We start from the raw sequence: 21,839 nt of genomic DNA, 5'->3' as shown, positions 1-21,839 counted from the left end.
TCTCCTATTGCATCAGGCTTCCGGCAGCATCGTCATCGAGCGCAACTCCTTCGACACCGATCTCGGTTTCCAGTGACAGCAGGTAGTGGCGCAGGGCGCGTCGAGTCGCCTGCTCACGCAGGTTGTGACGCACACGGTCGATGACCTGCTCGAAGGCCTGCGGCTGGCCCTCGGCGCGCTCGTCGATCAGGATCACGTGCCACCCATAGCGCGAGGCCAGCGGCCGCTCGTGGAGCCCCTCGGGGAGGTGCTGCAGGGCACGGTCCAGTTCACCGACGGTCTGGCCCGGTGCCAGCCAGCCCAGCTCGCCGCCTTCCTCCTTCGATGGACACGCCGAGTGGCGCATGGCGAACTCGGTGAAACGCTCGGGAATGGTCTCCAGCTCCGCGATCAGCGACTCGCCGAGACGGTACTGGGCATCGCGGGCCGGCGCATCGTCCGGCGCCGCCGCCAGCAGGATGTGGCGAACGGCCAGCCGGGTCGGTTCGCTGAAACGCTCCGGCGCGGCATCGAAGAAGCGCCGACAGTCGGCCTCCGAGGGCTCCGGCACCTCCAGCTCCTGCTCCAGCAGGCTGGCGATGGCGGCGTCGTTATCGCCTTCCTCGGCTTCATCGGCCGCCACCAGGCCCAACTCGATGGCTCGCTGGAGCAGCAGCTCGCGTACCACCAGGGCACGGGCGGCCTGGAGCTGCGCCTCGCCGGCGGTTGCCGCGGGGTGGTACTGCATCTCCCGGGCAATGCTCTCCTCGTCGATGGCCTTGCCGCCGACCCTGATGGGCGGCGGGGTGACGCGGCCCGGCAGCTGTTCGATCTCGATCATTTGCATGTCATTCACCTCAATAATCTTGCCGGAGCAGGCCCGGGGACCAGGTTTCCGAGGAGGCGCTGTGAATCCTTCCCTGGACGCTACTTTTTCCATCCCTGGAAAAAGACCTCCTCGTCCACCTGTCCCCGGCCCTCTCGGTGTTGCCATTACTCGCGAAGCCGAGCGCAGCCAGCTTGTGCTTAACCCCGGCGGCGGACCAGCTGATAGCGCCTGGTGATATAGCCGAACGGCACGCTCCAGACATGCACCAGTCGCGAGAACGGGAACAGCAGGATGATGGTCAGGCCGATGAAGATATGCAGCTTGTAGATCCAGGAGACCTCTTCCAGGTAGTAGGCAGCGCCACCGCCAAAGAAGACGATCGCCTGGGCCCAGCTGGCCAGGGTCACCATCATCTCGCCGTCCATGTGGCCCAGGGAGAAGAGGATGGTGACCATTCCCAGCGCCGCCTGGAACACGATCAGGCCGAGGATGGCGGTGTCCATGGTGCTCGATGAGGCCCGAACCCGGACGTTGGTCAGGCGGCGATGCAGCAGCATGGCGCCGCCCACCACGCACATGGCACCGGCGATGCCGCCCACCACGATGGCGAGAAGCTGCTTGGTGCCGGGGTCCAGGAAGCGGTCGTACATCCAGTGCGGCGTCAGCATGCCGAACAGGTGGCCGAAGAAGATCACGATGATGCCGACATGGAACAGGTTGCTGGCCAGGCGCATGTTCTTCGACGACAGCATCTGGCTTGAACCGGTCTTCCAGGTGAACTGGCCATGGTCGTAGCGCATCAGGCTGCCGATCAGGAAGACGGTGCCGACGAGGTACGGATAGTAGCCGTAGATCAGGTGATTGAAATAAATGGAAATAGCGTCAAACATGACAGTTCTCCTGTTAACGACCGCTCACGCGAGGCGCTTCCGCCCCGGGGGACATGATCCGTACCGGCTGGCTCTGCGTCTCGCGCTTGCGCTCGGCCAGACGGCGCCCTTCGGCGGACTGCAGCGCGCAGTCCTCGTCCGACTTGGCGGAGAAACGCACCGCCTCCTCCTCCCAGACCGCATCCAGCGCCTCGGGGGTGTCATCGCGACTCTCACCCACGACGGTTTCACGCTGGGCTTCCACTTCTGCCTCGGCGCCGATCATCGCCAGCAGGGCGCGCATCACCAGGGCATGGTCGGTGCCACGCTCTTCCAAGCGCGCCGCCAGCAGCGCCAGGATGTGGCGGATCTCGCCCAACCAGCGACCAATCTCCTCCTCGCTGCGGGTGGAGAGATACTCCAGGAACAGCGGCAGGTAGTCCGGCAATTCCCGGGCATCCAGCTCGAAGCCGGCTTCCTGGTACTCGTTCATCAGGTCGACCATGGCCTGGCCGCGGTCGCGGGACTCGCCGTGGACATGCTCGAACAGCAGCAGCGAGTGGGCGCGGCCCTTGTCGAACAGCGCCACGTACTCGGACTGGAGCTCCAGCAGGTCGGCCTCACTGATGCGCTGGCACCAGCTCATCAAGTCCGCCTTGAGCGCCGCCGACAGGCGGCGCTCGACGTAGAGCGCTTCGATCAGTTCATCCACCGCGCCCTGGAGCGCCTCGGTGGGGTAGTCCAGCAGGCGGGCCAGCACGCGCAGGCTGCGCATGCCAGGTTCGGCCTGGGGTAACTGGAGTGCGGCATCAGCCATGGTGCTTCTCCTTGGTAGCCGTCTTCCCGGCCGCAGCCTTGGGATCGAAGACGTCCACCGGCTTGACCAGTGAGGTGGTCTGGGAACGACCGTTGAACAGGCTCGGCTTGCTCTCGCCGTGGCAGCCGTCGCCGAAGCTGAAGCCGCAGCCGCCGCGCTCGGGGAAGGCTTCGGTGGCCATCTCGCGATGGCTGGTGGGGATCACGAAGCGATCCTCGTAGTTGGCGATGGCGAGGTAGCGATACATCTCCTCCACCTGCGCCTCGGAGAGGCCCACGGCGTCGAGCACCTCGGTGTCATGCTTGCCTTCCACGTGCCGGTTGCGCATGAAGACACGCATCGCCATCAGCCGCTTGAGCGCCAGCACCACGGGCTCTTCCTCACCGGCGGTGAGCATGTTGGCCAGGTAGCGCACCGGGATGCGCAGCGACTCGATCTTGGGCAGCACGCCGTCGTACTCGATCTTGCCGGCCTCGGCGGCGGACTGGATCGGCGACAGGGGCGGCACGTACCAGACCATTGGCAGGGTGCGGTATTCCGGGTGCAGCGGCAGCGCCAGCCCCCAGTCCATGGCCATCTTGTAGACCGGCGAGGCCTGGGCGGCCTTGATCACGTTGTCGGTGATGCCGTCCTTTTTGGCCTGGGCAATCACTTCCGGGTCGTTGGGGTCCAGGAAGATCTCGCGCTGGCGGTGGTAGAGGTCGCGCTCGTCCGGCGAGCTCGCCACTTCCTCGATGCGGTCGGCATCATAGAGCAGCACGCCGAGATAGCGGATGCGGCCGACGCAGGTCTCGGAGCAGATGGTCGGCATGCCCGCCTCGATGCGCGGGTAGCAGAAGATGCACTTCTCGGACTTGCCGGTCTTCCAGTTGTAGTAGATCTTCTTGTACGGGCAGCCGGAGATACACATCCGCCAGCCGCGGCACTTATCCTGGTCGATCAGGACGATGCCGTCCTCTTCCCGCTTGTAGATCGCGCCGCTGGGGCAGGAGGCTACGCAGGTCGGGTTCAGGCAGTGCTCGCACAGGCGCGGCAGGTACATCATGAAGGTGTTTTCGAACTGGCCGTAGATGTCGGCCTGGATCTTCTCGAAATTGGTATCCTTGCGCCGCTTGGCGAACTCGGTGCCGAGGATCTCCTCCCAGTTGGGACCCCATTCGATCTTCTTCATGCGCTCGCCGGAGACCAGCGAGCGCGGACGCGCCACGGGCTGATGATCGGCCTGCTTGGCGGTATGCAGGTGCTCGTAGTCGAAGTCGAACGGCTCGTAGTAGTCGTCGAGTTCTGGCAGGTCGGGGTTGGCGAAGATGTTCGCCAGCACCCGCCACTTGCCGCCGATGCGGGGCTCGATCTTGCCATCGCCACGGCGCATCCAGCCGCCCTTCCATTTCTTCTGGTTCTCCCACTCCTTCGGATAGCCGATGCCGGGCTTGGTCTCGACGTTGTTGAACCAGGCGTACTCCATGCCTTCGCGACTGGTCCAGACGTTCTTGCAGGTGATCGAGCAGGTGTGGCAGCCGATGCACTTGTCGAGGTTGAGGACCATGCCTACCTGGGAACGAATCTTCATTTCACGGCCTCCTGAACGCTGTCGTTGCCTTCGCCGTCGAGCCAGTCGATTCTCTTCATCTTGCGTATCAGGACGAATTCATCGCGGTTGGAGCCAACGGTTCCGTAGTAGTTGAAGCTGTAAGAGAGCTGCGCGTAGCCGCCGATCATGTGGGTCGGCTTCGGGCACACCCGGGTCACGGAGTTGTGCATGCCGCCGCGGGTCTTGGTGACCTCGGAGCCCGGCACGTTCACGTTGCGCTCCTGGGCGTGGTACATCATCACCATGCCGGCCTTGACCCGCTGGCTGACGATGGCCCGCGCGGTGATGGCGCCGTTGGCGTTGTAGAGCTCGATCCAGTCGTTGTCCTCGATGCCGATTTCCTTGGCGTCAGGCTCGGACATCCAGACCACCGGGCCGCCGCGGTTCAGCGTCAGCATCAGCAGGTTGTCGCTGTAGGTGGAGTGGATGCCCCACTTCTGGTGCGGCGTGATCCAGTTCAGCGCCTTGGTCGGGTAGCCGTTGTCCTCGGGCAGGTCGAAGCCGGTCACCGTCTTGGTGTTGATCGGCGGACGGTAGACCAGCAGGCTCTCGCCGAAGGCGCGCATCCAGGGGTGATCCTGATAGAACTGCTGGCGGCCACTCACGGTACGCCACGGAATCATCTCGTGGACGTTGGTGTAGCCGGCGTTGTAGGAGACGTGCTCGTCCTCCAGGCCGGACCAGGTCGGGCTCGAGATGATCTTGCGCGGCTGGGCGACCACGTCGCGGAAGCGGATCTTCTCTTCCTGCTTGGGGCGTGCCAGGTGGGTGTGGTCGCGCCCGGTGATCTTGGACAGTGCGTCCCAGGCCTTGACCGCTACGTGGCCGTTGGTCTCCGGCGCCAGGGTCAGGATCATCTCGGCGGCATCGACGGCGGTCTCGATCTGCGGGCGCCCCTTGTGCGGTCCGTCGAGCTTGCAGTGGTTGAGCTTGCCGAGCAGCTCGACCTCGCTCTCGGTGTTCCAGGCGATGCCCTTGCCGCCGTTGCCGATGCTCTCCAGCAGCGGCCCCACGGAGGTGAAGCGCTCATAGGTCTCGGGATAGTTGCGCTTGACCTCGATCAGCGCCGGCATGGTCTTGCCGGGGATCAGATCGCACTCGCCCTTCTTCCAGTCCTTCACCTCGACCTGGGCCAGCTCGGCGGGGGAGTCGTGCTGGTGCGGCAGAGTGACCAGGTCGGTCTCCTCGCCCAGGTGACCCACGCAGACCTTGGAGAAAGCCTTGGCGATGCCCTTGTAGATGTCCCAGTCGCTGCGCGACTCCCACGCCGGGTCGGTGGCCGCGGTCAGCGGGTGGATGAACGGGTGCATGTCCGAGGTATTGAGGTCGTCTTTCTCGTACCAGGTGGCCGTGGGCAGCACGATGTCCGAATAGAGACAGGTGGAGGACATGCGGAAGTCCAGCGTGACCACCAGGTCGAGCTTGCCTTCCGGCGCCTCGTCGTGCCACTTCACTTCCTGCGGTTTCTGGCCGCCGAAGTCGCCCAGGTCCTTGCCCTGGATGCCGTGGCGGGTGCCCAGCAGGTACTTGAGCATGTACTCGTGACCCTTGCCCGAGCTGCCCAGCAGGTTGGAGCGCCAGATGAACATGTTGCGCGGGAAGTTCTGGGCGTTGTCCGGGTCTTCCGCGGCGAAGGCCAGCTCGCCGCTCTTGAGCTGTTGGACAGCGTAGTCCTTGGTGGACATGCCAGCGGCTTCCGCGGCCTTGGCCAGGCGCAACGGGTTGGTGCCGAGCTGCGGCGCGGAGGGCAGCCAGCCCATGCGCTCGGAGCGCACGTTGAAGTCGATCAGGCTGCCGGGGTAGTCCTCGGCCTTGGCCAGCGGCGACAGGATCTCCTTGATCTCGAGCTTCTCGTAGCGCCACTGGGAGGAGTGGTTGTAGAAGAAGGAGGTGGAGTTCATGTGGCGCGGCGGGCGCTGCCAGTCGAGGCCGAAGGCCAGCGGGGTCCAGCCGGTCTGCGGACGCAGCTTCTCCTGTCCCACGTAGTGGGCCCAGCCGCCACCGCTCTGACCGATACAGCCGCACATGACCAGCATGTTGATCAGGCCGCGGTAGTTCATGTCCATGTGGTACCAGTGGTTCATCGCCGCACCGACGATGATCATGGAGCGACCCTGGGTCTTGTTGGCGTTGTCGGCGAACTCGCGGGCGATGCGGGCGACCTGCTCGGCGGGCACGCCGGTGATCTTCTCCTGCCAGGCCGGGGTGTAGGGGCGGATCTGGTCGTAGGAGGTGGCGCCGTCGTCCTCGCCCTCTTTGCCGAAGCCACGGTCGATGCCGTAGTTGGCGCACATCAGGTCGAATACGGTGACGGCCAGGATCTCAGTGCCGTCGGCTTTCTTCAGGCGCTTGGCGGGCAGGCTGTGGAACAGCAGTTCGTTGCCGGCTACGTGGTCGAAGTGCTCGTGGGCAATGCCACCGAAGTAGGGGAAAGCCACCCGAGCCACGTCGTCATGGTGCTCGGCCAGGGACAGCAGCGGCTTAATCTCGGTGCCTTCGGCATCGAGCGATTCGAGGTTCCACTTGCCCACCTCATCGCCGGTCTCGCCCCAGCGGAAGCCGATGGAGCCGCGCGGCACCACCAGCTGGTCGCGGGTCTCGTCCCAGGCGACGGTTTTCCACTCCGGATTGTTGTCCTGGCCCAGGCTCGCCTCGAAGTCGCTGGCGCGCATCTGGCGACCGGGGGCATAGCTGCCATCCTCGCGCGCTTCCAGCTCGACCAGGAAGGGCATGTCGGAATACTTGCGCACGTACTCGGTGAAGTAGGCGCTGGGGTTGTCGAGGTGGAACTCCTTGAGTATCACGTGGCCCATGGCCATGCCCAGCGCGGCATCGGTGCCCTGCTTGACCGACAGCCATTCGTCGGTGAGCTTGGAGACCTCTGCGTAGTCCGGGGTAATGGAGACGGTCTTGGTGCCCTTGTAACGCACTTCGGTGAAGAAGTGGGCGTCCGGGGTACGGGTCTGGGGCACGTTGGAACCCCAGGCGATGATGTAGCCGGAGTTGTACCAGTCGGCCGATTCCGGCACGTCGGTCTGCTCGCCCCAGGTCTGGGGGCTGGCCGGCGGCAGGTCGCAGTACCAGTCGTAGAAGCTCATGCAGACGCCACCGATCAGCGACAGATAGCGGCTGCCCGCGGCGTAGCTGACCATGGACATGGCCGGGATCGGCGAGAAGCCGATGATGCGGTCGGGGCCGTACTGCTTGGCGGTGTAGACGTTGGAGGCGGCGATCAGCTCGTTGAGCTCGTCCCAGTTGGCCCGCACGAAGCCGCCCATGCCGCGAGCGCGCTTGTACTGCTTGGTCTTGGCCGGATCCTCGACGATGGCGGCCCAGGCGTCGACCGGGTCGCCATGCTGCTGCTTGGCTTCGCGCCACAGCTTGAGCAACGGCTTTCTGACCAGCGGATACTTGAGGCGGTTGGCACTGTACATGTACCAGGAGTAGCTGGCGCCACGCGGGCAGCCCCGCGGCTCATGGTTGGGGAGGTCCGGGCGAGTACGCGGGTAATCGGTCTGCTGGGTCTCCCAGGTGACCAGGCCGTTCTTGACGTAGATCTTCCAGCTGCAGGAGCCGGTGCAGTTCACGCCGTGGGTGGAACGCACGACCTTGTCATGCTGCCAGCGCTGCCGATAGCTGTCTTCCCAGCCGCGGGACTCGTCGCGGGACTCGCCATGGTCGTTGGCGAAGGGCTCGCGAGCCTTGCGGAAGAAATTCAGCCGATCTAAGAAGTGACTCATGGTCGATCTCCAGGCTTCTTGAAATGTTGCGTGGCACCCGGGCCACCCCGCCTGCCGTGTCGTGCGCCGTGTTCCACACGACCGCCGGGGCAGGTTCTTGGAGAGGATTCTGGAGGATCGAAACGCGGATTACTGCCCGGTTACCTCCATATACACCTCAACTACCCACAAGGTGATAGACGCGCCGCGCGAAAGGGGATAAGCCCCATCAGGAAGGGGTGCCGGTACGGGCCGTGGAGTCCCAGAGCATGACCAGCATGCAGACCGCAAGCGCGGCGTAGAGGAACATGAAGCCGGCGGTGCGTATGCCGATCCACTCGTTGCCGAGCACGAACATCAGCGGCAGGACCGCGGCAAAGAGCCCACCCAGGGCCAGCGCCAGCCCACCCGAACGGGCCATGTCATCGCCATGATCACGGTGCATCAGGCACATCAGGCTACCCTTGCCGATACCCATGGCCAGCCCCATCACCGCCAGCAGACCGATGAATCCCCACAGGGGCATGGAAAACCTCAGGGCCAGGTCCCCATGCACGCCATGGATCTGCATGGTGAAGTCGGGGTAGGAGAGCAGGAACAGACAGACCATTACGCAGGCACTGACCCACCAGCGCAGGTCACGGAAGTCGCGTCGGTCGGCCAGGGCGCCGCCCAGGATCTGTCCCAGCCCTCCCGGCAGGGTGAACAGCAGCGCCCAGAGCGCCGCACTCTTCAGCGGCAGCTGGTACTGGGCCGCCAGGTAAGCGGGCAACCATAGCGCCAGCGCCACGAAGGCGCCGTAGAAGAAGCTGTAGTAGAGGGCCAGGCGCCAGACGGCCGGCCCGGGCAGCCCACCTCTCCGCTTCCCGGCAGGCGGGGGCGAGTCGTCGTCAAGGCTATCCGGCTCGGGCTCCTCGGTGTACGGCTCGTCCTCGGCGAAGAGCCACAGCAGCACCGCCACCAGCAGTATCGGCAGCAGGAAGAGCTTGGGTGCCATGGGCCAGCCATAGGCCTGGCTGATCAGGGGTAGCAGAAAATAGGTAAGCCCCGCTCCCAGCATGCCGGCACCGTAGAGCCCCAGCGCCAGGCCGGCATGCCGGCGCGGGCAGAGGGCGGAGACGTAGACCAGGCCGGCGGCCAGTGAACCGGCGCCCAGGCCCAACCCGGCCCCTGCCAGAAGGAAGTCGCCGTACTCCCGGGAGTGGGCGATACCCCAAAGAAAGGGGCAGATCAGCAACAGGCAGCCAATCATGACCCGCCGGCCGCCGATGCGATTTGCCAGGATGGCCAGAGGCAGGGCCGACAGCGCACCGGTGAGCATCGGCATGGCCAGCAGCACGGCGAACTGCACCGCGCCGAAGCCCAGGACACGCTTCAGCTCGACGCCCAGTACGGCGAAGATGGTCCAGCTGGCGAAGACCAGCGCGAAGGCAAGCGGTGACAGCAGCACGACCACCAGCGAACGATAGTCGCCCTGCACGCCCGCTGCGGGGGCTTTTCCGGCAGACTTCATGAACGGTGGGTCCGAGGGAGTGGTCCAACGAATTCTCGGCACCCTGGCCCATAGCGTCAAAAGGGCAAGCGAGGTACCTCTTTGTGAGGAGCAGGCGCTACCTAATCGGGTAAGATGCAGCGGCTACCCTCTGGGGTATAGTGGCTATCCATTCCCCCGCAACACACCGGAGTTCCCATCTGGCGATGAAACTGCTGCAACGCTCCCTGGTGGCCCGCATCGTGGCCTCGCTGCTGGCGATCAGTGCCATGGCCTTGATCAGTATCGTGGTAACCATGGCGGTGGCCGGGGGTAGCCGAGGCGACGCCGCGGCCATCAACGTGGCGGGCTCGCTGCGCATGAATACCTATCAGATCGTTGCTGCCCTGCAGCGCTACGAGCGGGTTCCCTCGATGGATCATCAGGCCGCCGTGTACGTGCTCAAGCGTCGCTTCGAGGAGCGGCTGGCCAGCGACGAGCTGACCGGTGCGATCCCCGTCTCCGAGGCTCATGAGCTGCGTCGCCAGTATCGCCTGGTGCTGTCTCGCTGGCACAACGAGCTGGCGCCCGAGGTGAGCGAGGCCGTTGCCAGCCAGTACGTGCGTATCGACCCGCTCAATCGGGCTCTTGACGGCCTGGTGGGCGAAATCGACACCATGGTCAGCCAGCTTGAGCAGAACACCGAAGCAAAGATTCGCCTGCTCAGCGCACTGCAGATCCTGTTCCTGGGCCTGACCGCCGTGGTACTGATCATTGCCCTCTATGATATTCGCCATAACCTGGTGGCGCCCCTGCGCCAGCTGATGGTGCTGGCCCGGGAAGCCGCACGGCGCAATTTTTCCCAGCGCACCCGGCTCAGCGGCAGCGACGAGCTGGCGATGCTCGGTCGCACCTTCAACAACATGTCGGAACAACTGGCTTCCAGCTATGCCGCGCTGGAAGAGCGGGTGGCCCACAAGACCCAGGAGCTTGAGCGCAGCAGTGAGGTGATGCAGGTGCTGCACGATGGCAGCCGCTGGCTCTACGGCGGCGGCAATGACCTCTGCACCAGCGCCGCCCCCATGCTGCGCCAGGTCGAGCAGCTGCTGGAGATCGGTCCCATCCGGCTGTCGCTCAACGACCCCCATGACAACAGCCAGATCCCCATCCTCGCCACTCGCTCCGCCCGGCGCCCCGAATATTGCCGCGACCATGACTGCCACGCCTGCCTGATCGACCCGAACCCCATGCGACTCGCGAATACCGAAGAAGGAGAGTGCCTGCTGCTGCCGGTGAGCGTGGGCGAGGAGATGCTGGGTACCCTGGAGATCTGGTACCCCAAGGGTGAGCGCCTCTCGCACAGCGTGCGCCGCCTGCTCAATGCCCTGGCCGACCAGCTGGCCACGGCGGTGTATCTTCAGCGCCGTATCGAGGAGGAGCAGCAGGTCTCATTGATGAACGAACGCACCATCATCGCCCGTGAGCTGCACGATTCGCTGGCCCAGTCGCTCTCCTACCTCAAGATGCAGGTGGCCCGGCTGGAGCGCATGCAGAGCAAGAACGCCCCCCGGGAAACCCAGGCGGCGGTGTTCGATGAGTTGCGTACCGGACTCAACAGCGCCTATCGTCAACTGCGCGAACTGCTTACCACCTTCCGCCTCAAGCTGGAGGGCCCCGGCCTGCAGTCGGCCCTGCACCAGACAACAGTGGAATTCTCCGATCGGATGGGTGCCATGGTGGAGCTGCACTACGACGTACCGCCCCACCTGCTCAACCCCAATGAGGAGATCCATGTCCTGCAGATCGCCAGGGAAGCCTTGAGCAATATCCACAAGCACGCCCAGGCTCACTGGGCCAGCGTCACGGTGCGCTTTCAGGAAGCCCGTATCGAACTGCGGATCGAGGACGACGGCGTGGGCCTGGCGAACGATGAGTCACCGCCCATGCACTATGGGCTCGTCATCATGCGCGACCGGGCCCACACGCTAGGCGGCGAACTCACGCTGACCAACCGCGCCGAAGGCGGCACGCGGGTCGAGCTGACCTTCACCCCGCAGACCGCGCGCCTGATCACCCGACAGCCAGCCACCATCACTCAAGAGAACGGAAACTGAATCGCTATGGGCCAGCCAATCAACGAGACCCCCGCCAGTATCCTGATCATCGATGACCACCCGCTGTTGCGCCGCGGCGTGGCGCAACTGCTGGAGCTGGAGGATGACCTGCTGCTGATCGGCGACACCGGCGTACCCCAGGAAGGCGTGCGCCTGGCCATCGAACTTGACCCGGACATGGTGCTTCTCGACCTCAACATGCCAGAGATGGACGGCATCCAGACCCTCAAGCGGCTGCGGGACGAGGGGTTCGCCGGACGTGTGGTGATGTTTACCGTTTCCGACCATGAAGAGGACCTGGTCGCCGCGCTGCGCGGTGGCGCCGACGGTTACCTGCTCAAGGACATGGAGCCCGAAGAAATGGTGCGCCAGCTGCGCCAGGTGGCGCTGGGCCGCATGGTGGTGAGTGAAAGCCTCACTGCACTTCTCGCCGAGGCACTGCGCAACCAGCGCTCGGCGCCGGCCACCCCGGATATCCACAGCCTGACCCAGCGCGAGCGCGAGATCCTGCGCGAGCTGGCCGCCGGCCTTTCCAACAAGCTGATCGCACGCAAGCTCGATATCACCGAGGGCACCGTCAAGGTCCACGTCAAGCACCTGCTGAAGAAGCTCAACCTGCGCTCGCGAGTCGAAGCGGCGGTGTGGGCGGTGCAGGAAGGCATCGACCGGTAGGGGGGACAAGACCGGCTCTGTGTGGATACCTCCAAAGACTTCAAGGCGCCGAAACGGCGCCTTTTTCTTTTCTCGATAATTTATTTATTCTTTTAAAACAGCAATTTATTAAAATACCCCCGCTACCCCTCAAGTGGTATTCCCCTGATTTTCCAGCATTTTCAGCCTGTTTCGCCCCCCTTATGCGCGGCGTATCTTTGCGCCATACGAACCTGAATTGATCCCGGTCAGGCCAGAGGTCTCAAGCCGGGTTCAGCAGAGCCACCTAGGGGGAATCAACATGGCCAAGACAGATGCCGATATCGGGGGTCCTGTCGTGAAGTCGGGCAAGACGAACGGCGATATCGAACATTGGGATATCGAGAACGATGAATTCTGGCAACGCAGCGGCAAGAAGATCGCCAACCGCAACCTGTGGATCTCCATCCCCAGCCTGCTGATGGGGTTCGCCGTCTGGATGATGTGGGGCATGATCACCACCCAGATGCAGAACCTCGGCTTCCCCTTCACCGTGGGGGAGCTGTTCACCCTGACCGCCCTGGCCGGCCTCTCCGGTGCAACGCTGCGCATTCCCGCCTCGTTCATGATCCGCATCGCCGGCGGGCGCAACACCGTCTTCCTGACCACCGCGCTGTTGATGATCCCCGCCTTCGGCACCGGGGTCGCGCTGATGAACCCCGACACGCCGCTGTGGGTCTTCCAGGCCCTGGCGCTGCTCTCGGGTATCGGCGGCGGTAACTTCGCCGCCTCGATGAGCAACATCTCGACCTTCTACCCCAAGAAGCAGCAGGGCTACGCCCTGGGCATGAATGCGGGCCTGGGCAACTTCGGCGTCACCACCATGCAGATTCTGATTCCGCTGGTGATGACCGTGGGTATCTTCGGCGCCCTCGCCGGCGGCTCCATGGAGCTGCAGAGTTCCAGCGGCACCCTGATCGGGCGCATCGAGGCGGGTACCGAAACCTGGATCCAGAACGCCGGCTTCGTCTGGCTGCTGTTCCTGATTCCGCTGGCCTTTGCCGGCTGGTTCGGCATGAACAATCTGCGCCCCATTACCCCGAATCCCGGCACGCCGATGCAGGCCTTCGGCAAGATCCTCGGCCTCTACGCCGTGGGCGCCGTCGCAGCTATCATCGGCATGTTTGCCCTCAACCTGCTGGGCATGTGGCTCGCCCTGCCGCTGACCATCGTGCTGACTCTGGTGCTGATGCGCCTGATCCCGGGTGAAATCAAGCCCAATATCCAGAAGCAGTTCGCGATCTTCTCGAACAAGCACACCTGGTCGATGACCGTTCTCTATATCCTGACCTTCGGCTCCTTCATCGGCTTCTCAGCCGCGCTGCCGCTGTCGATCAACGTCATCTTCGGCAACATGATGGAAGTGGCCGCCGACGGCAGCGTGACCCGCGTAGCCAACCCCGACGGCCCCAGCGCCCTGACCTGGGCCTGGATCGGTCCCTTCGTCGGCGCCCTGATTCGCCCCATCGGCGGCTGGGTCTCCGACAAGGTGGGTGGCTCCATTGTCACCCAGGTGATCTCGGTGGTCATGGTCGTGGCTTCCGCCGTCACCGGCTACGTGATGATGCTGGCCTACAACTCCACCGACCCGAACAGCTACTTCGCCGTGTTCATGCTGCTGTTCGTGATCCTGTTCGCCGCCAGCGGCATCGGCAACGGCTCCACCTTCCGCACCATCGGCGTGATCTTCGATCAGCACCAGAAGGGGCCGGTGCTGGGCTGGACCTCCGCCGTGGCCGCCTACGGCGCCTTCATCGCCCCGCGGGTGATGGGCGAGCAGATCCAGGCCGGCACCCCCGAGCTCGCCATGTACGGCTTCGCGATCTTCTACGCGGTGTGCCTGGTGATCAACTGGTGGTTCTACCTACGCCCCAACGCCTACGTGAAGAATCCCTGATTCGAGCATCCGTGCTCCGGTGTCACGCCGGAGCACACCCCCTACCTTGCCTTCTCCGGAGGGATGTCATGAAAGTCATGATCGCCTATGACGGCTCGCGAAACGCCAAGCTGGCCCTGGCCCAGACCGTCAGCCTGTTTCGCTGCAACGCTCCCACCCTGGTGCTGGTGGGCGTGGCGGAGAACCCCCGCGACGCCACCGATGCCAACGAGGACCTGTTCCAGGAGGAGTACGAGGAGCTGAAGGCCGCCCTCAAGGAGGGCGCCGATTTCGCCACCCGCGAGGAATTCGATGTCGACTGGATCCTGGCCGAAGGCGACCCACGCAAGATGATCCTGCGCGCCACCCAGAAGCATCAGCCCGACGTGCTGGTCATCGCCCGTCACAGCAACAAGCCCGACGGCGGCATCATCGCCCAGTCGCTGAGCTACTTCGTGGACGAGCTCGACTACATGACCTTCGGCAGCGTCAGCTCCTTCCTGGCCCGGCGCGTCGAGTGTCCGCTGTTGATACTGCCCAGCCCATGAGCCGGGTATCGCCATCACTCATCACTGCCGTCACTCATCGCTGTCACTTTTACTCTTTCGGGATGATACGACCATGAAAGTATCCGCCGTCTTCAAGGTTCGCAGTCCTGAGATCAGGGCCCTTCACCTGACCTGGATCGCTTTCTTCATCACCTTCTACGTCTGGTTCAACATGGCGCCCCTGGCGTCGAGCATGCTGAAAAGCGTCGACTGGTTGACCCGGGACGATATCCGCCTGTTCGCCATCGCCAACGTGGCCCTGACCATTCCCGCCCGCATCATCGTCGGCATGGCCCTGGACCGCTTCGGCCCGCGCCGAGTGTTCTCGGTACTGATGGTCAGCATGTCGATCCCGGCACTGGTGTTCGCCTTCGGCAACACCATGTCCCAGCTGCTGGTCTCACGCCTGGTACTGAGCTCCATCGGCGCCAGCTTCGTGGTCGGCATCCACATGACCGCCCTTTGGTTCAAACCCAAGGACATCGGCTTCGCCGAGGGCTTCTACGCCGGCTGGGGCAATTTCGGCTCCGCCGCCGCCGCCATGACCCTGCCCACCATCGCCATCACCATGTTCGGCGGCGAGGACGGCTGGCGCTGGGCCATCGCCCAGAGCGCCATCGTGATGGCCGCCTACGGGGTCTACTACTGGTTCGCCATCACCGATGGCCCCGATGCTCGCGCACACCGCAAGCCGCGCAAGGCCATGGCCATGGAAGTCAGCACCTGGGGCGACATGATCAAGTTGATCATCTGGACCATCCCGCTGGTGGGCTGCCTGGGCATCCTGGTATGGCGCATCCAGAACATGGGCTACATGTCGGTGACCGCCGCCGTGATCTGCTACCTGATCATCGTCGCCGTCATCATCTATCAGGTCGTGCAGATCCTGCGGGTCAACGTGCCGATCCTGAAGAAGGGGGTGCCGGAAGACGACAAGTATCCATTCAGCAGCGTGGCCGCCCTCAACAGCACCTACTTCGCCAACTTCGGCGCCGAACTGGCGGTGGTCTCCATGCTGCCGATGTTCTTCGAGGAAACCTGGGGGCTGAATGCCGCCACGGCGGGCATGATCGCCGCCTCCTTCGCCTTCGTGAACCTGGTGGCACGCCCCATGGGCGGACTGGTATCGGATCGCATGGGCAACCGTCGCTTCGTGATGCTCAGTTACATGTTCGGCATCGGTATCGGCTTCGTGATGATGGGCCTGCTCAACTCCAGCTGGCCGCTGGTCATCGCCATCGCCATCACCATTTTCACCTCCTTCTTCGTCCAGGGGGCGGAGGGCGCCACCTTCGGCATCATCCCCTCGATCAAGCGCCGTATCACTGGCCAGATCTCGGGCATGGCCGGTGCCTACGGCAACGTGGGGGCGGTGGTCTATCTGACGATCTTCACCTTCGTCACACCCACCCAGTTCTTCTACATCATCGCCGGCGGCGCCTTCCTCAGCTGGCTGATCTGCCTGATCTGGCTGAAGGAGCCGGAGGGGGCTTTCGATGAGGAGTACTACGTCTCCTCCGTCGACCGCATGATCGAGGAGCAGGAGCTGGCCAAGACACAGGCCAAGCCGCAGCAGGGTTGATCCGACTGCAGCCGGGCAGCGGTCGCCAAGGCGATCGCTGCCCTTTTGGCTTTCCAGCTTCTGGCTGAAGGCAAAAACCGAACCGCCCCTTTCATCGGGAGATTCCATGGCTTCGCCGCGTTTCAAGCAGTACTCGGTACTGACCGCCAACACCTTCGCCTTCACCATGTGCTTCATGGTGTGGACCATGTTCGGCGAGATCGGCGTGCCCATTGCCGAGGAGCTGGGGCTGAGCGACACCCAGTTCGGCATCCTGGCCGCCGTTCCCATCCTGACCGGCTCGCTGGTGCGGCTACCGCTGGGCGCCATGACCGACCGCATGGGCGGCCGCCCCGTCTTCATGGCGCTGATGCTGACCACGGTGCCGGCGATCTGGGCGGTGCAGTTCGCCACCCAGTACTGGCAACTGCTGATGCTGGGCGCCGTGATCGGCCTGGCCGGTGGCGGTTTCTCGGTGGGTATCACCTATACCGCCAAGTGGTTCGAACGCGACCGCCAGGGGCTGGCCATGGGGATCTTCGGCGCCGGCAACGCCGGTGCCGCCGTGACCAAGTTCGTGGCCCCCACGGTGATCATCGTGCTCGGCTGGCAGGCGGTGCCCAACCTGTACGCGGCCATCATGCTGATCACCGCCCTGATCTTCTGGTTCTTCACCTTCTCGGACCCGAGCCACCGTAATGCCAACCGCCCCACCCTGCGCGAGCAGGTCGCCGTGCTGAACGACCCCAAGGTGTGGAAGTACTGCCAGTACTACTCGGTGGTCTTCGGCGGCTATGTGGGCGTCTCGCTGTGGCTCACCCGCTACTACATGAACGAATATGGCATGGGCATACAGCTCGCCGCCCTGATCGCCACCATCTTCGTGCTGCCGTCGGGTGTCATCCGCGCCTTCGGCGGCTGGCTCTCCGATCGCTTCGGCGCCCACTCCGTCACCTGGTCCTGCATGTGGGCCAGCCTGGTCGCCCTGTTCATCATGTCCTACCCCCATACCCAGTACGCCGTGCAACAGGTCGACGGCTCCCGCCTGGAGTTCAGCTTCGGCATTCCCATCTGGCTGTTCACACTTGCCCTGTTCGTGGTGGGCATCGCCTGGGGTATCGGCAAGGCCTCGGTGTTCAAGTACCTGTCGGACGAGTACGACCGCAACCTCGGCCTCGTTTCCGGCATTGTCGGGCTGGCCGGCGGCGTGGGTGGCTTTCTGCTGCCGATCCTGTTCGGTCTGCTGGTGGACTTTACCGGCGTGGCCACCTCGGTGTGGATGCTCTGCTTCGGCGTGACCCTGGTCTCCATCGTCTGGATGTGGTGGACCGAGCGGCGGGCTCCGGTCTTCACCCGCGATGAGCACCACCAGGCCACGGTCATCCGCAAGCCGGCAGCAGAGGCCGATTGATTCGCTCGATACCGGTGCAAGGCGGTGGGAGTTTTGATCCACGACAAGGACGAAGCCGGCACCAGAGGGCATAGTGGTATCCTGCATATTTGTTCAAACACATGGCTTAACCAGGAGGTAGCCGATGTCCTCCACGTCGTCCCTCGATACCCGAACAACCGTCGAACAAGCCCCCACGGCCGACACGCGTGGCAAGGGCGTAGCGGCCACTGTCTACGTGCTCTACCTGGGCAGCGTGATGACCGTGGTGACTGGGCCGATCGGCATGCTGGTCGCACACCTTTTTCGTCGCAACAACGCCGACTGGATCAATAGCCACCTGCTGTTCCAGACCCGCACCTTCTGGCTGGGCGCCCTGGGCGGCGCCGCTGCGCTGGCGGCCTGGAACCTGCTTGGGGTGATCGGCGCGCCCTCCTGGGTCTCCTGGACCCTGGGCTACGGCTTCTTTACCGCCTGCCTGGGCTGGACCATGGGCCGCTGTGGGGTCGGCATCAACAGGCTGATGAACAACCGCGCCATCGATGCGCCCCGTAGTCTGCTGTTCGGTGGCGCCACCGTCTCATTGGACGATTGATTCGTCATGGAGCTGCAAATGCATACGGCTACGTACTATTCTCGCTCGGCGCCCCCTCGCTCCCTCGCCGTTACCGGTATTGCCTTGGGCTTTATCGCCTTCTCGCTGCTGGTACTGGCGCTGATGACCCTGCCCCTGCTGCCCGGTGACGCCATCGTGGCCTCACTTGGCGTCGAGGCCGGTAGCGGCGGGCTGACCGGCGGCGTGGCCTGGCTGATCGAGCGCAGCGGTGGGCTTGCCGTGCTGATGATGATCGGTTCACTGGCCACACTGGTGCTGGCCGTAGCACTGCTGCTACGCCGACCCTGGGCCCGCCCCGCCTTTGTCGGCCTGATGTCGGCCGGCTTCGTCGGCGTGTTCGGCGCCGCCGCATTGACGCCAATGACCTTCGGCTTTCTGCCGGACGCTGCCATCACCGATGCCGTGAATCCCGGCAACCCGGTGGCTGGACTGGTCGGCGCGCTCAGCCTGCTGATCATGGTCGCGACCGTGCTGGTGGCGCTGTTCGCCTGGGCGGGCTGGAAGCTGACCACTCCGGCCGTGCGCGCCGAGTTCGACCGAACGCCCATCGCCCCGGAGGGCTGAGTGGCACAGCAGCACGAGACCACCCAGCAGCGGCCGCTGCCCAATCCGGGCTGGGGGCCGCTTTCGGCACTTCCCGGCAACCCGCTGATGTGGGTGTTGATCCTGAGCGAGATGGTGGTCTTCGCCGCTTTCTTCGGGCTCTTCGCCTGGCTCAGAATCGGCGAACGGGAGGTGTTCGATGCCTCCCAGCAGATGCTCGACCCGGTGGCCGGTGGCATCAACACCCTGGTACTGCTGACCAGCGGGCTGTTCGCCGCCCTGGCCGTTCAGGCCATTGGACAAGGCGACAGGCGCCGCTGCCGTCAGTGGCTGGCCGGGGCCTTCGCCCTCGGCGTGGTGTTCTGCGTGGTCAAGGTGATGGAGTACGCCGACAAGCTCGGCCAGGGCCTGATGCCCGAGACCAACACCTTCTTTACCTTCTACTACCTGCTGACCGGCTTTCACTTCGCCCACGTGCTTTTCGGCCTGGGGCTGATCGCCCTGGTGGCGTGGCGCATCTCCCACGACAACGTGGAGACCGCCGCCGCCTTCTGGCACATGGTCGACCTGATCTGGATCCTGCTCTATCCCATCATCTACCTGCTGAGGTGACCATGCCGACGCGCCTTGCCACCCTGCCCCCCGCTACCCGTAGGCTGCTGATCACCTGGGCGGTATTGATGGGACTGACGCTGATCACCATGTTCTCGGCCCAGCTCGGCGGCGATGCCCGCCTGCAGGCGCTGCCGATGTGGTCCGCAGGCCTGCTGTTGCTCAGCACCGCCTTCAAGGCCCACCAGGTGCTGATGACCTATCTCGGCCTGCGCGATGCCAGTGCCGCCTGGCGGGGCGCCTTTATCGGCCTGGTGCTGTTCACGCTGCTGCTGGTGGCATCAGGCTACCTGCTGGCACAGCTGGGCGACTGAAGCCGGGCAGCCAATTCCCCCGAGCTTCTGCGAGCTCAACTACGCACGACTCCCGATGAACGCAATGACGCCGGCCCTGGGGGCCGGCGTCGGTCTTATGCTGTCTTGAACGACGTTTCACTCATCGTCGGGTGGCGGCGGGGGCGGATCGGCCCACTCCGCCAGCCGGCGACCGGCGTGGATCAGGCCATAGATCACGAAGGGCGCCAGCAACATCAGGAAGATACCCCAGTCCCGGGTGTTGATCAGCCAGACCAGCGGCGTCAGCACGACGAAGGCCGCGATCACGCCGAACAGCGTTGCCATGACGGGACGGCTCATTGTCAGGGTCATGTGGAGTCCTCTCTCAGCTACCGATGATCTGACGATAGATGCCCGGCAGCGCCTGGGCCAGGTGTTCGGGACGGTTGACGATGGCGTAGCTGCCGCGGCCGAAGAGGCGCGAGACATACTGATGGGCCTCGCTGTCGACGGTCACACCGAAGACCCGCACCTCCTGCTGGCGCGCCTCGAGCACCGCCTTGCGGGTGTCCTCGATACCGTAGCGACCCTCGTAGTAGTCGGTGTCGTTGGGCTTGCCGTCAGTGATCACCAGCAGCAGCCGGTGACGGTTGGGACGCTTGGCCAGCTCCTGTGCCACGTGGCGGATCGCCGGCCCCATGCGGGTGTAGTGCCCCGGCTTCAACGCCGAGATTCGCCGCGCCACTCGTTCGCTCATGGTCTCCTCGAAGGTTTTCAGGGTGTTGACCCAGACCTTCTGGCGGCGATGCGAGGTGAAGCAGTGGATGGAATAGTCGTCGCCGCAGCCGGCCAGGCCGTGGCCCAGCACCAGCAGCGCCTCTTTCTCCACATCGAGCACCCGGCGGTCCTCCAGCCAGGCATCGGTGGAAAGCGAGACGTCGACCAGGATCGAGACAGCCAGGTCACGGGCCTGCTGCCGGGTCGCCTGATAGAGTCGGTCGCTGGACTCGCCGGTGGCAGCCAGGTCACAGCGCGAGCGGATCACCGCATCCATGTCCAGTTCGCTGCCGTCGAGCTGCCCGCGAAGCATCTCGCGCCGCGGACGCAGGGCCTCGAACTCACGACGCACCCGGCGGATACGCCGATGGGTGGCGGCATCGGGCTCCCACTGCTCGCCCTCCTCGCTCTGCAGTTCGGTATGCACCAGGCAGTGGTCGGGCAGGTAGATCTGCTTGCGGTAGTTCCACTCGGCGTAGGCGTGCTTGCCGCGCAGCCGATCGCCCAGCACCTCGTCCGGCGGCAGATCGAGGTCGACCTTGATGCGCGTAGCCGCCCGCTGCTTGTGCGGGCTCAGGATGATCTCCTCCATCTGCTCGGCGGCGCGCTTGGCTTCCTCGTCCTCGTTGTCCTCGACCAGTCGATTGAGGTTGACCATCTCGGTCCAGGAGAGCATTTTCTCGAAGCGGTTGGCGACCAGCGGGTCGTCGCGCTCGGTCTGGTCCTGGGTCTTGCGTTCGGCCTTGCGCTTGCCGTCGCTCACCGTCTGGGGGCTGTTGGTGGTGCCCTCCTCGTGGGGGTCGCTCTCCTCGTCGGCGCGGGTTGAACCGGTGCCCAGTTCCACCACCTGGCCCCACAGGGGCACCGGCAGCGGTGGACGGTAGCCCCGCGGCGCGCGGAAGTCTTTCAGGGAAGCGGCTGGATCGCAGACTGCCCGATGCATGGCGGCGGCCCAGCCTTCCAGCTCGAGCTCTTCTCCCAGCAATACGCGCAGGGTCGATTCCAGCGCCTGTTCCATCGGCGGCAACCGCTTGCGCTCCGGGCGCACGATGAGCAGCCCCAGGCAGAGCCGGCGATAGCGTTCGGCAAGCCCCGGGAAGCGGGCCAGTGCCGCATCGCGGGCACGCACGGACTCCCTCAGCCTGGAGAGATCGTCACGCAGCGGGTCGTGCTTGGCCACCGGGCGCTGCGCCACGGCCAGATAGGCGACCAGCCAGAAGTAGAGATCCCGGTTGAGCGCTGCATCCGGGAAGACATCCAGCGTGGGGGGCAGCAGCAGGTTCTCTTCGTCGCGACGCGCCTGGTCGATGGCCTCGTCGTCGAAGCCCAGGCGCTGGCGTAGCGACAGGCGGTGCTGGGAGCTGCGCGCGACGATGGCGGCGACCTCGACACCGGCCTCGCCGCCGCTGGCACGAAAGAAGACGCCCAGTACATGGCGCAGGTCTTCCAGGCTCACGGCCGCTTCCGGATAGCGCTGATAACTGGCCGCACTGGACGCCCAGCGGTGCCAATGGCGGCCGACGAATTCCTCGACTTCGAGAAAGTGCAGCATGGCAAATCTC

General features: G+C 64.5%; 18 protein-coding genes. 10 read left to right on the top strand and 8 right to left on the bottom strand.

The features are described from left to right. Window positions 1-4: 4 nt before the first annotated feature. The 6 genes from LOKO_RS08525 to LOKO_RS08500 form a co-directional block, all read right to left on the bottom strand. Window positions 5-826 (bottom strand): peptidylprolyl isomerase, encoded by an 822-nt coding sequence (locus LOKO_RS08525; RefSeq protein ID WP_066447693.1) that lies wholly within the window; start codon window positions 824-826, stop codon window positions 5-7. Window positions 827-1,005: 179 nt separating this feature from the next. Next, window positions 1,006-1,698 (bottom strand): respiratory nitrate reductase subunit gamma, encoded by a 693-nt coding sequence (narI, locus tag LOKO_RS08520; protein WP_066447690.1) that lies wholly within the window; start codon window positions 1,696-1,698, stop codon window positions 1,006-1,008. Between the two features lie 13 nt (window positions 1,699-1,711). Next, window positions 1,712-2,494 (bottom strand): nitrate reductase molybdenum cofactor assembly chaperone, encoded by a 783-nt coding sequence (narJ, locus tag LOKO_RS08515; RefSeq protein ID WP_066447686.1) that lies wholly within the window; start codon window positions 2,492-2,494, stop codon window positions 1,712-1,714. After that, complete coding sequence (narH, locus tag LOKO_RS08510) at window positions 2,487-4,064, bottom strand: nitrate reductase subunit beta (RefSeq protein WP_066447677.1); 1,578 nt, start codon at window positions 4,062-4,064, stop codon at window positions 2,487-2,489. The genes narJ and narH overlap by 8 nt, the downstream gene beginning before the upstream one ends. Beyond that, window positions 4,061-7,825, bottom strand: coding sequence for a nitrate reductase subunit alpha (locus LOKO_RS08505; RefSeq protein WP_066447675.1), 3,765 nt, complete (start codon window positions 7,823-7,825; stop codon window positions 4,061-4,063). The genes narH and LOKO_RS08505 overlap by 4 nt, the downstream gene beginning before the upstream one ends. 208 nt (window positions 7,826-8,033) lie before the next feature. Beyond that, window positions 8,034-9,317 carry an MFS transporter gene (locus tag LOKO_RS08500; protein WP_083517504.1) on the bottom strand — a complete coding sequence of 428 codons (1,284 nt, stop codon included), beginning with the start codon at window positions 9,315-9,317 and terminating at the stop codon, window positions 8,034-8,036. Window positions 9,318-9,502: 185 nt separating this feature from the next. Between LOKO_RS08500 and LOKO_RS08495 the strand changes: the two genes are divergently transcribed. The 10 genes from LOKO_RS08495 (at window position 9,503) to LOKO_RS08450 (ending at window position 19,539) form a co-directional block, all read left to right on the top strand. Beyond that, complete coding sequence (locus LOKO_RS08495; protein WP_066447672.1) at window positions 9,503-11,389, top strand: histidine kinase; 1,887 nt, start codon at window positions 9,503-9,505, stop codon at window positions 11,387-11,389. Between the two features lie 6 nt (window positions 11,390-11,395). Continuing rightward, the gene (gene narL / locus LOKO_RS08490; protein WP_066447669.1) at window positions 11,396-12,061 is read left to right on the top strand and encodes a two-component system response regulator NarL; all 666 of its coding nucleotides are present in this window, start codon (window positions 11,396-11,398) and stop codon (window positions 12,059-12,061) included. A 280-nt stretch (window positions 12,062-12,341) separates the two neighbouring features. Continuing rightward, on the top strand, window positions 12,342-13,976 hold the full coding sequence (locus LOKO_RS08485; protein ID WP_066447666.1) for an MFS transporter: 1,635 nt from the start codon (window positions 12,342-12,344) through the stop codon (window positions 13,974-13,976). A gap of 68 nt (window positions 13,977-14,044) precedes the next feature. Further along, window positions 14,045-14,503, top strand: a complete 459-nt coding sequence (locus tag LOKO_RS08480) for a universal stress protein (protein WP_066447665.1) — start codon at window positions 14,045-14,047, stop codon at window positions 14,501-14,503. 73 nt (window positions 14,504-14,576) lie between these two features. Then, window positions 14,577-16,085 carry an MFS transporter gene (locus LOKO_RS08475; RefSeq protein WP_066447663.1) on the top strand — a complete coding sequence of 503 codons (1,509 nt, stop codon included), beginning with the start codon at window positions 14,577-14,579 and terminating at the stop codon, window positions 16,083-16,085. Between the two features lie 106 nt (window positions 16,086-16,191). Further along, window positions 16,192-17,475: an MFS transporter gene (locus LOKO_RS08470; protein ID WP_066447661.1), complete on the top strand. Its 1,284-nt coding sequence runs from the start codon at window positions 16,192-16,194 to the stop codon at window positions 17,473-17,475. 124 nt (window positions 17,476-17,599) lie between these two features. After that, a complete protein-coding gene (locus LOKO_RS08465) occupies window positions 17,600-18,049 on the top strand; it encodes a hypothetical protein (protein ID WP_066447659.1) in 450 nt (149 codons plus the stop codon). Window positions 18,050-18,067: 18 nt separating this feature from the next. Then, window positions 18,068-18,634, top strand: a complete 567-nt coding sequence (locus LOKO_RS08460; RefSeq protein ID WP_066447656.1) for a hypothetical protein — start codon at window positions 18,068-18,070, stop codon at window positions 18,632-18,634. Further along, window positions 18,635-19,225, top strand: a complete 591-nt coding sequence (locus LOKO_RS08455) for a cytochrome c oxidase subunit 3 family protein (RefSeq protein WP_066447653.1) — start codon at window positions 18,635-18,637, stop codon at window positions 19,223-19,225. A 2-nt stretch (window positions 19,226-19,227) separates the two neighbouring features. Next, on the top strand, window positions 19,228-19,539 hold the full coding sequence (locus tag LOKO_RS08450; protein ID WP_066447651.1) for a cytochrome C oxidase subunit IV family protein: 312 nt from the start codon (window positions 19,228-19,230) through the stop codon (window positions 19,537-19,539). Window positions 19,540-19,656: 117 nt separating this feature from the next. Here LOKO_RS08450 and LOKO_RS08445 read toward each other — a convergent pair whose 3' ends face one another. Continuing rightward, window positions 19,657-19,872 (bottom strand): hypothetical protein, encoded by a 216-nt coding sequence (locus tag LOKO_RS08445; protein WP_235588977.1) that lies wholly within the window; start codon window positions 19,870-19,872, stop codon window positions 19,657-19,659. Window positions 19,873-19,885: 13 nt separating this feature from the next. Next, window positions 19,886-21,829 carry a nitric oxide reductase activation protein NorD gene (locus LOKO_RS08440; protein ID WP_066447647.1) on the bottom strand — a complete coding sequence of 648 codons (1,944 nt, stop codon included), beginning with the start codon at window positions 21,827-21,829 and terminating at the stop codon, window positions 19,886-19,888. Window positions 21,830-21,839 lie beyond the last annotated feature (10 nt).

Origin of the sequence: Halomonas chromatireducens (assembly GCF_001545155.1) — a bacterium.
Taxonomy (GTDB): Bacteria; Pseudomonadota; Gammaproteobacteria; order Pseudomonadales; family Halomonadaceae; genus Halomonas; species Halomonas chromatireducens.
The sequence above is the reverse complement of the archived record's forward strand: the minus strand, read 5'-3'. Positions and strand labels throughout refer to the sequence as shown.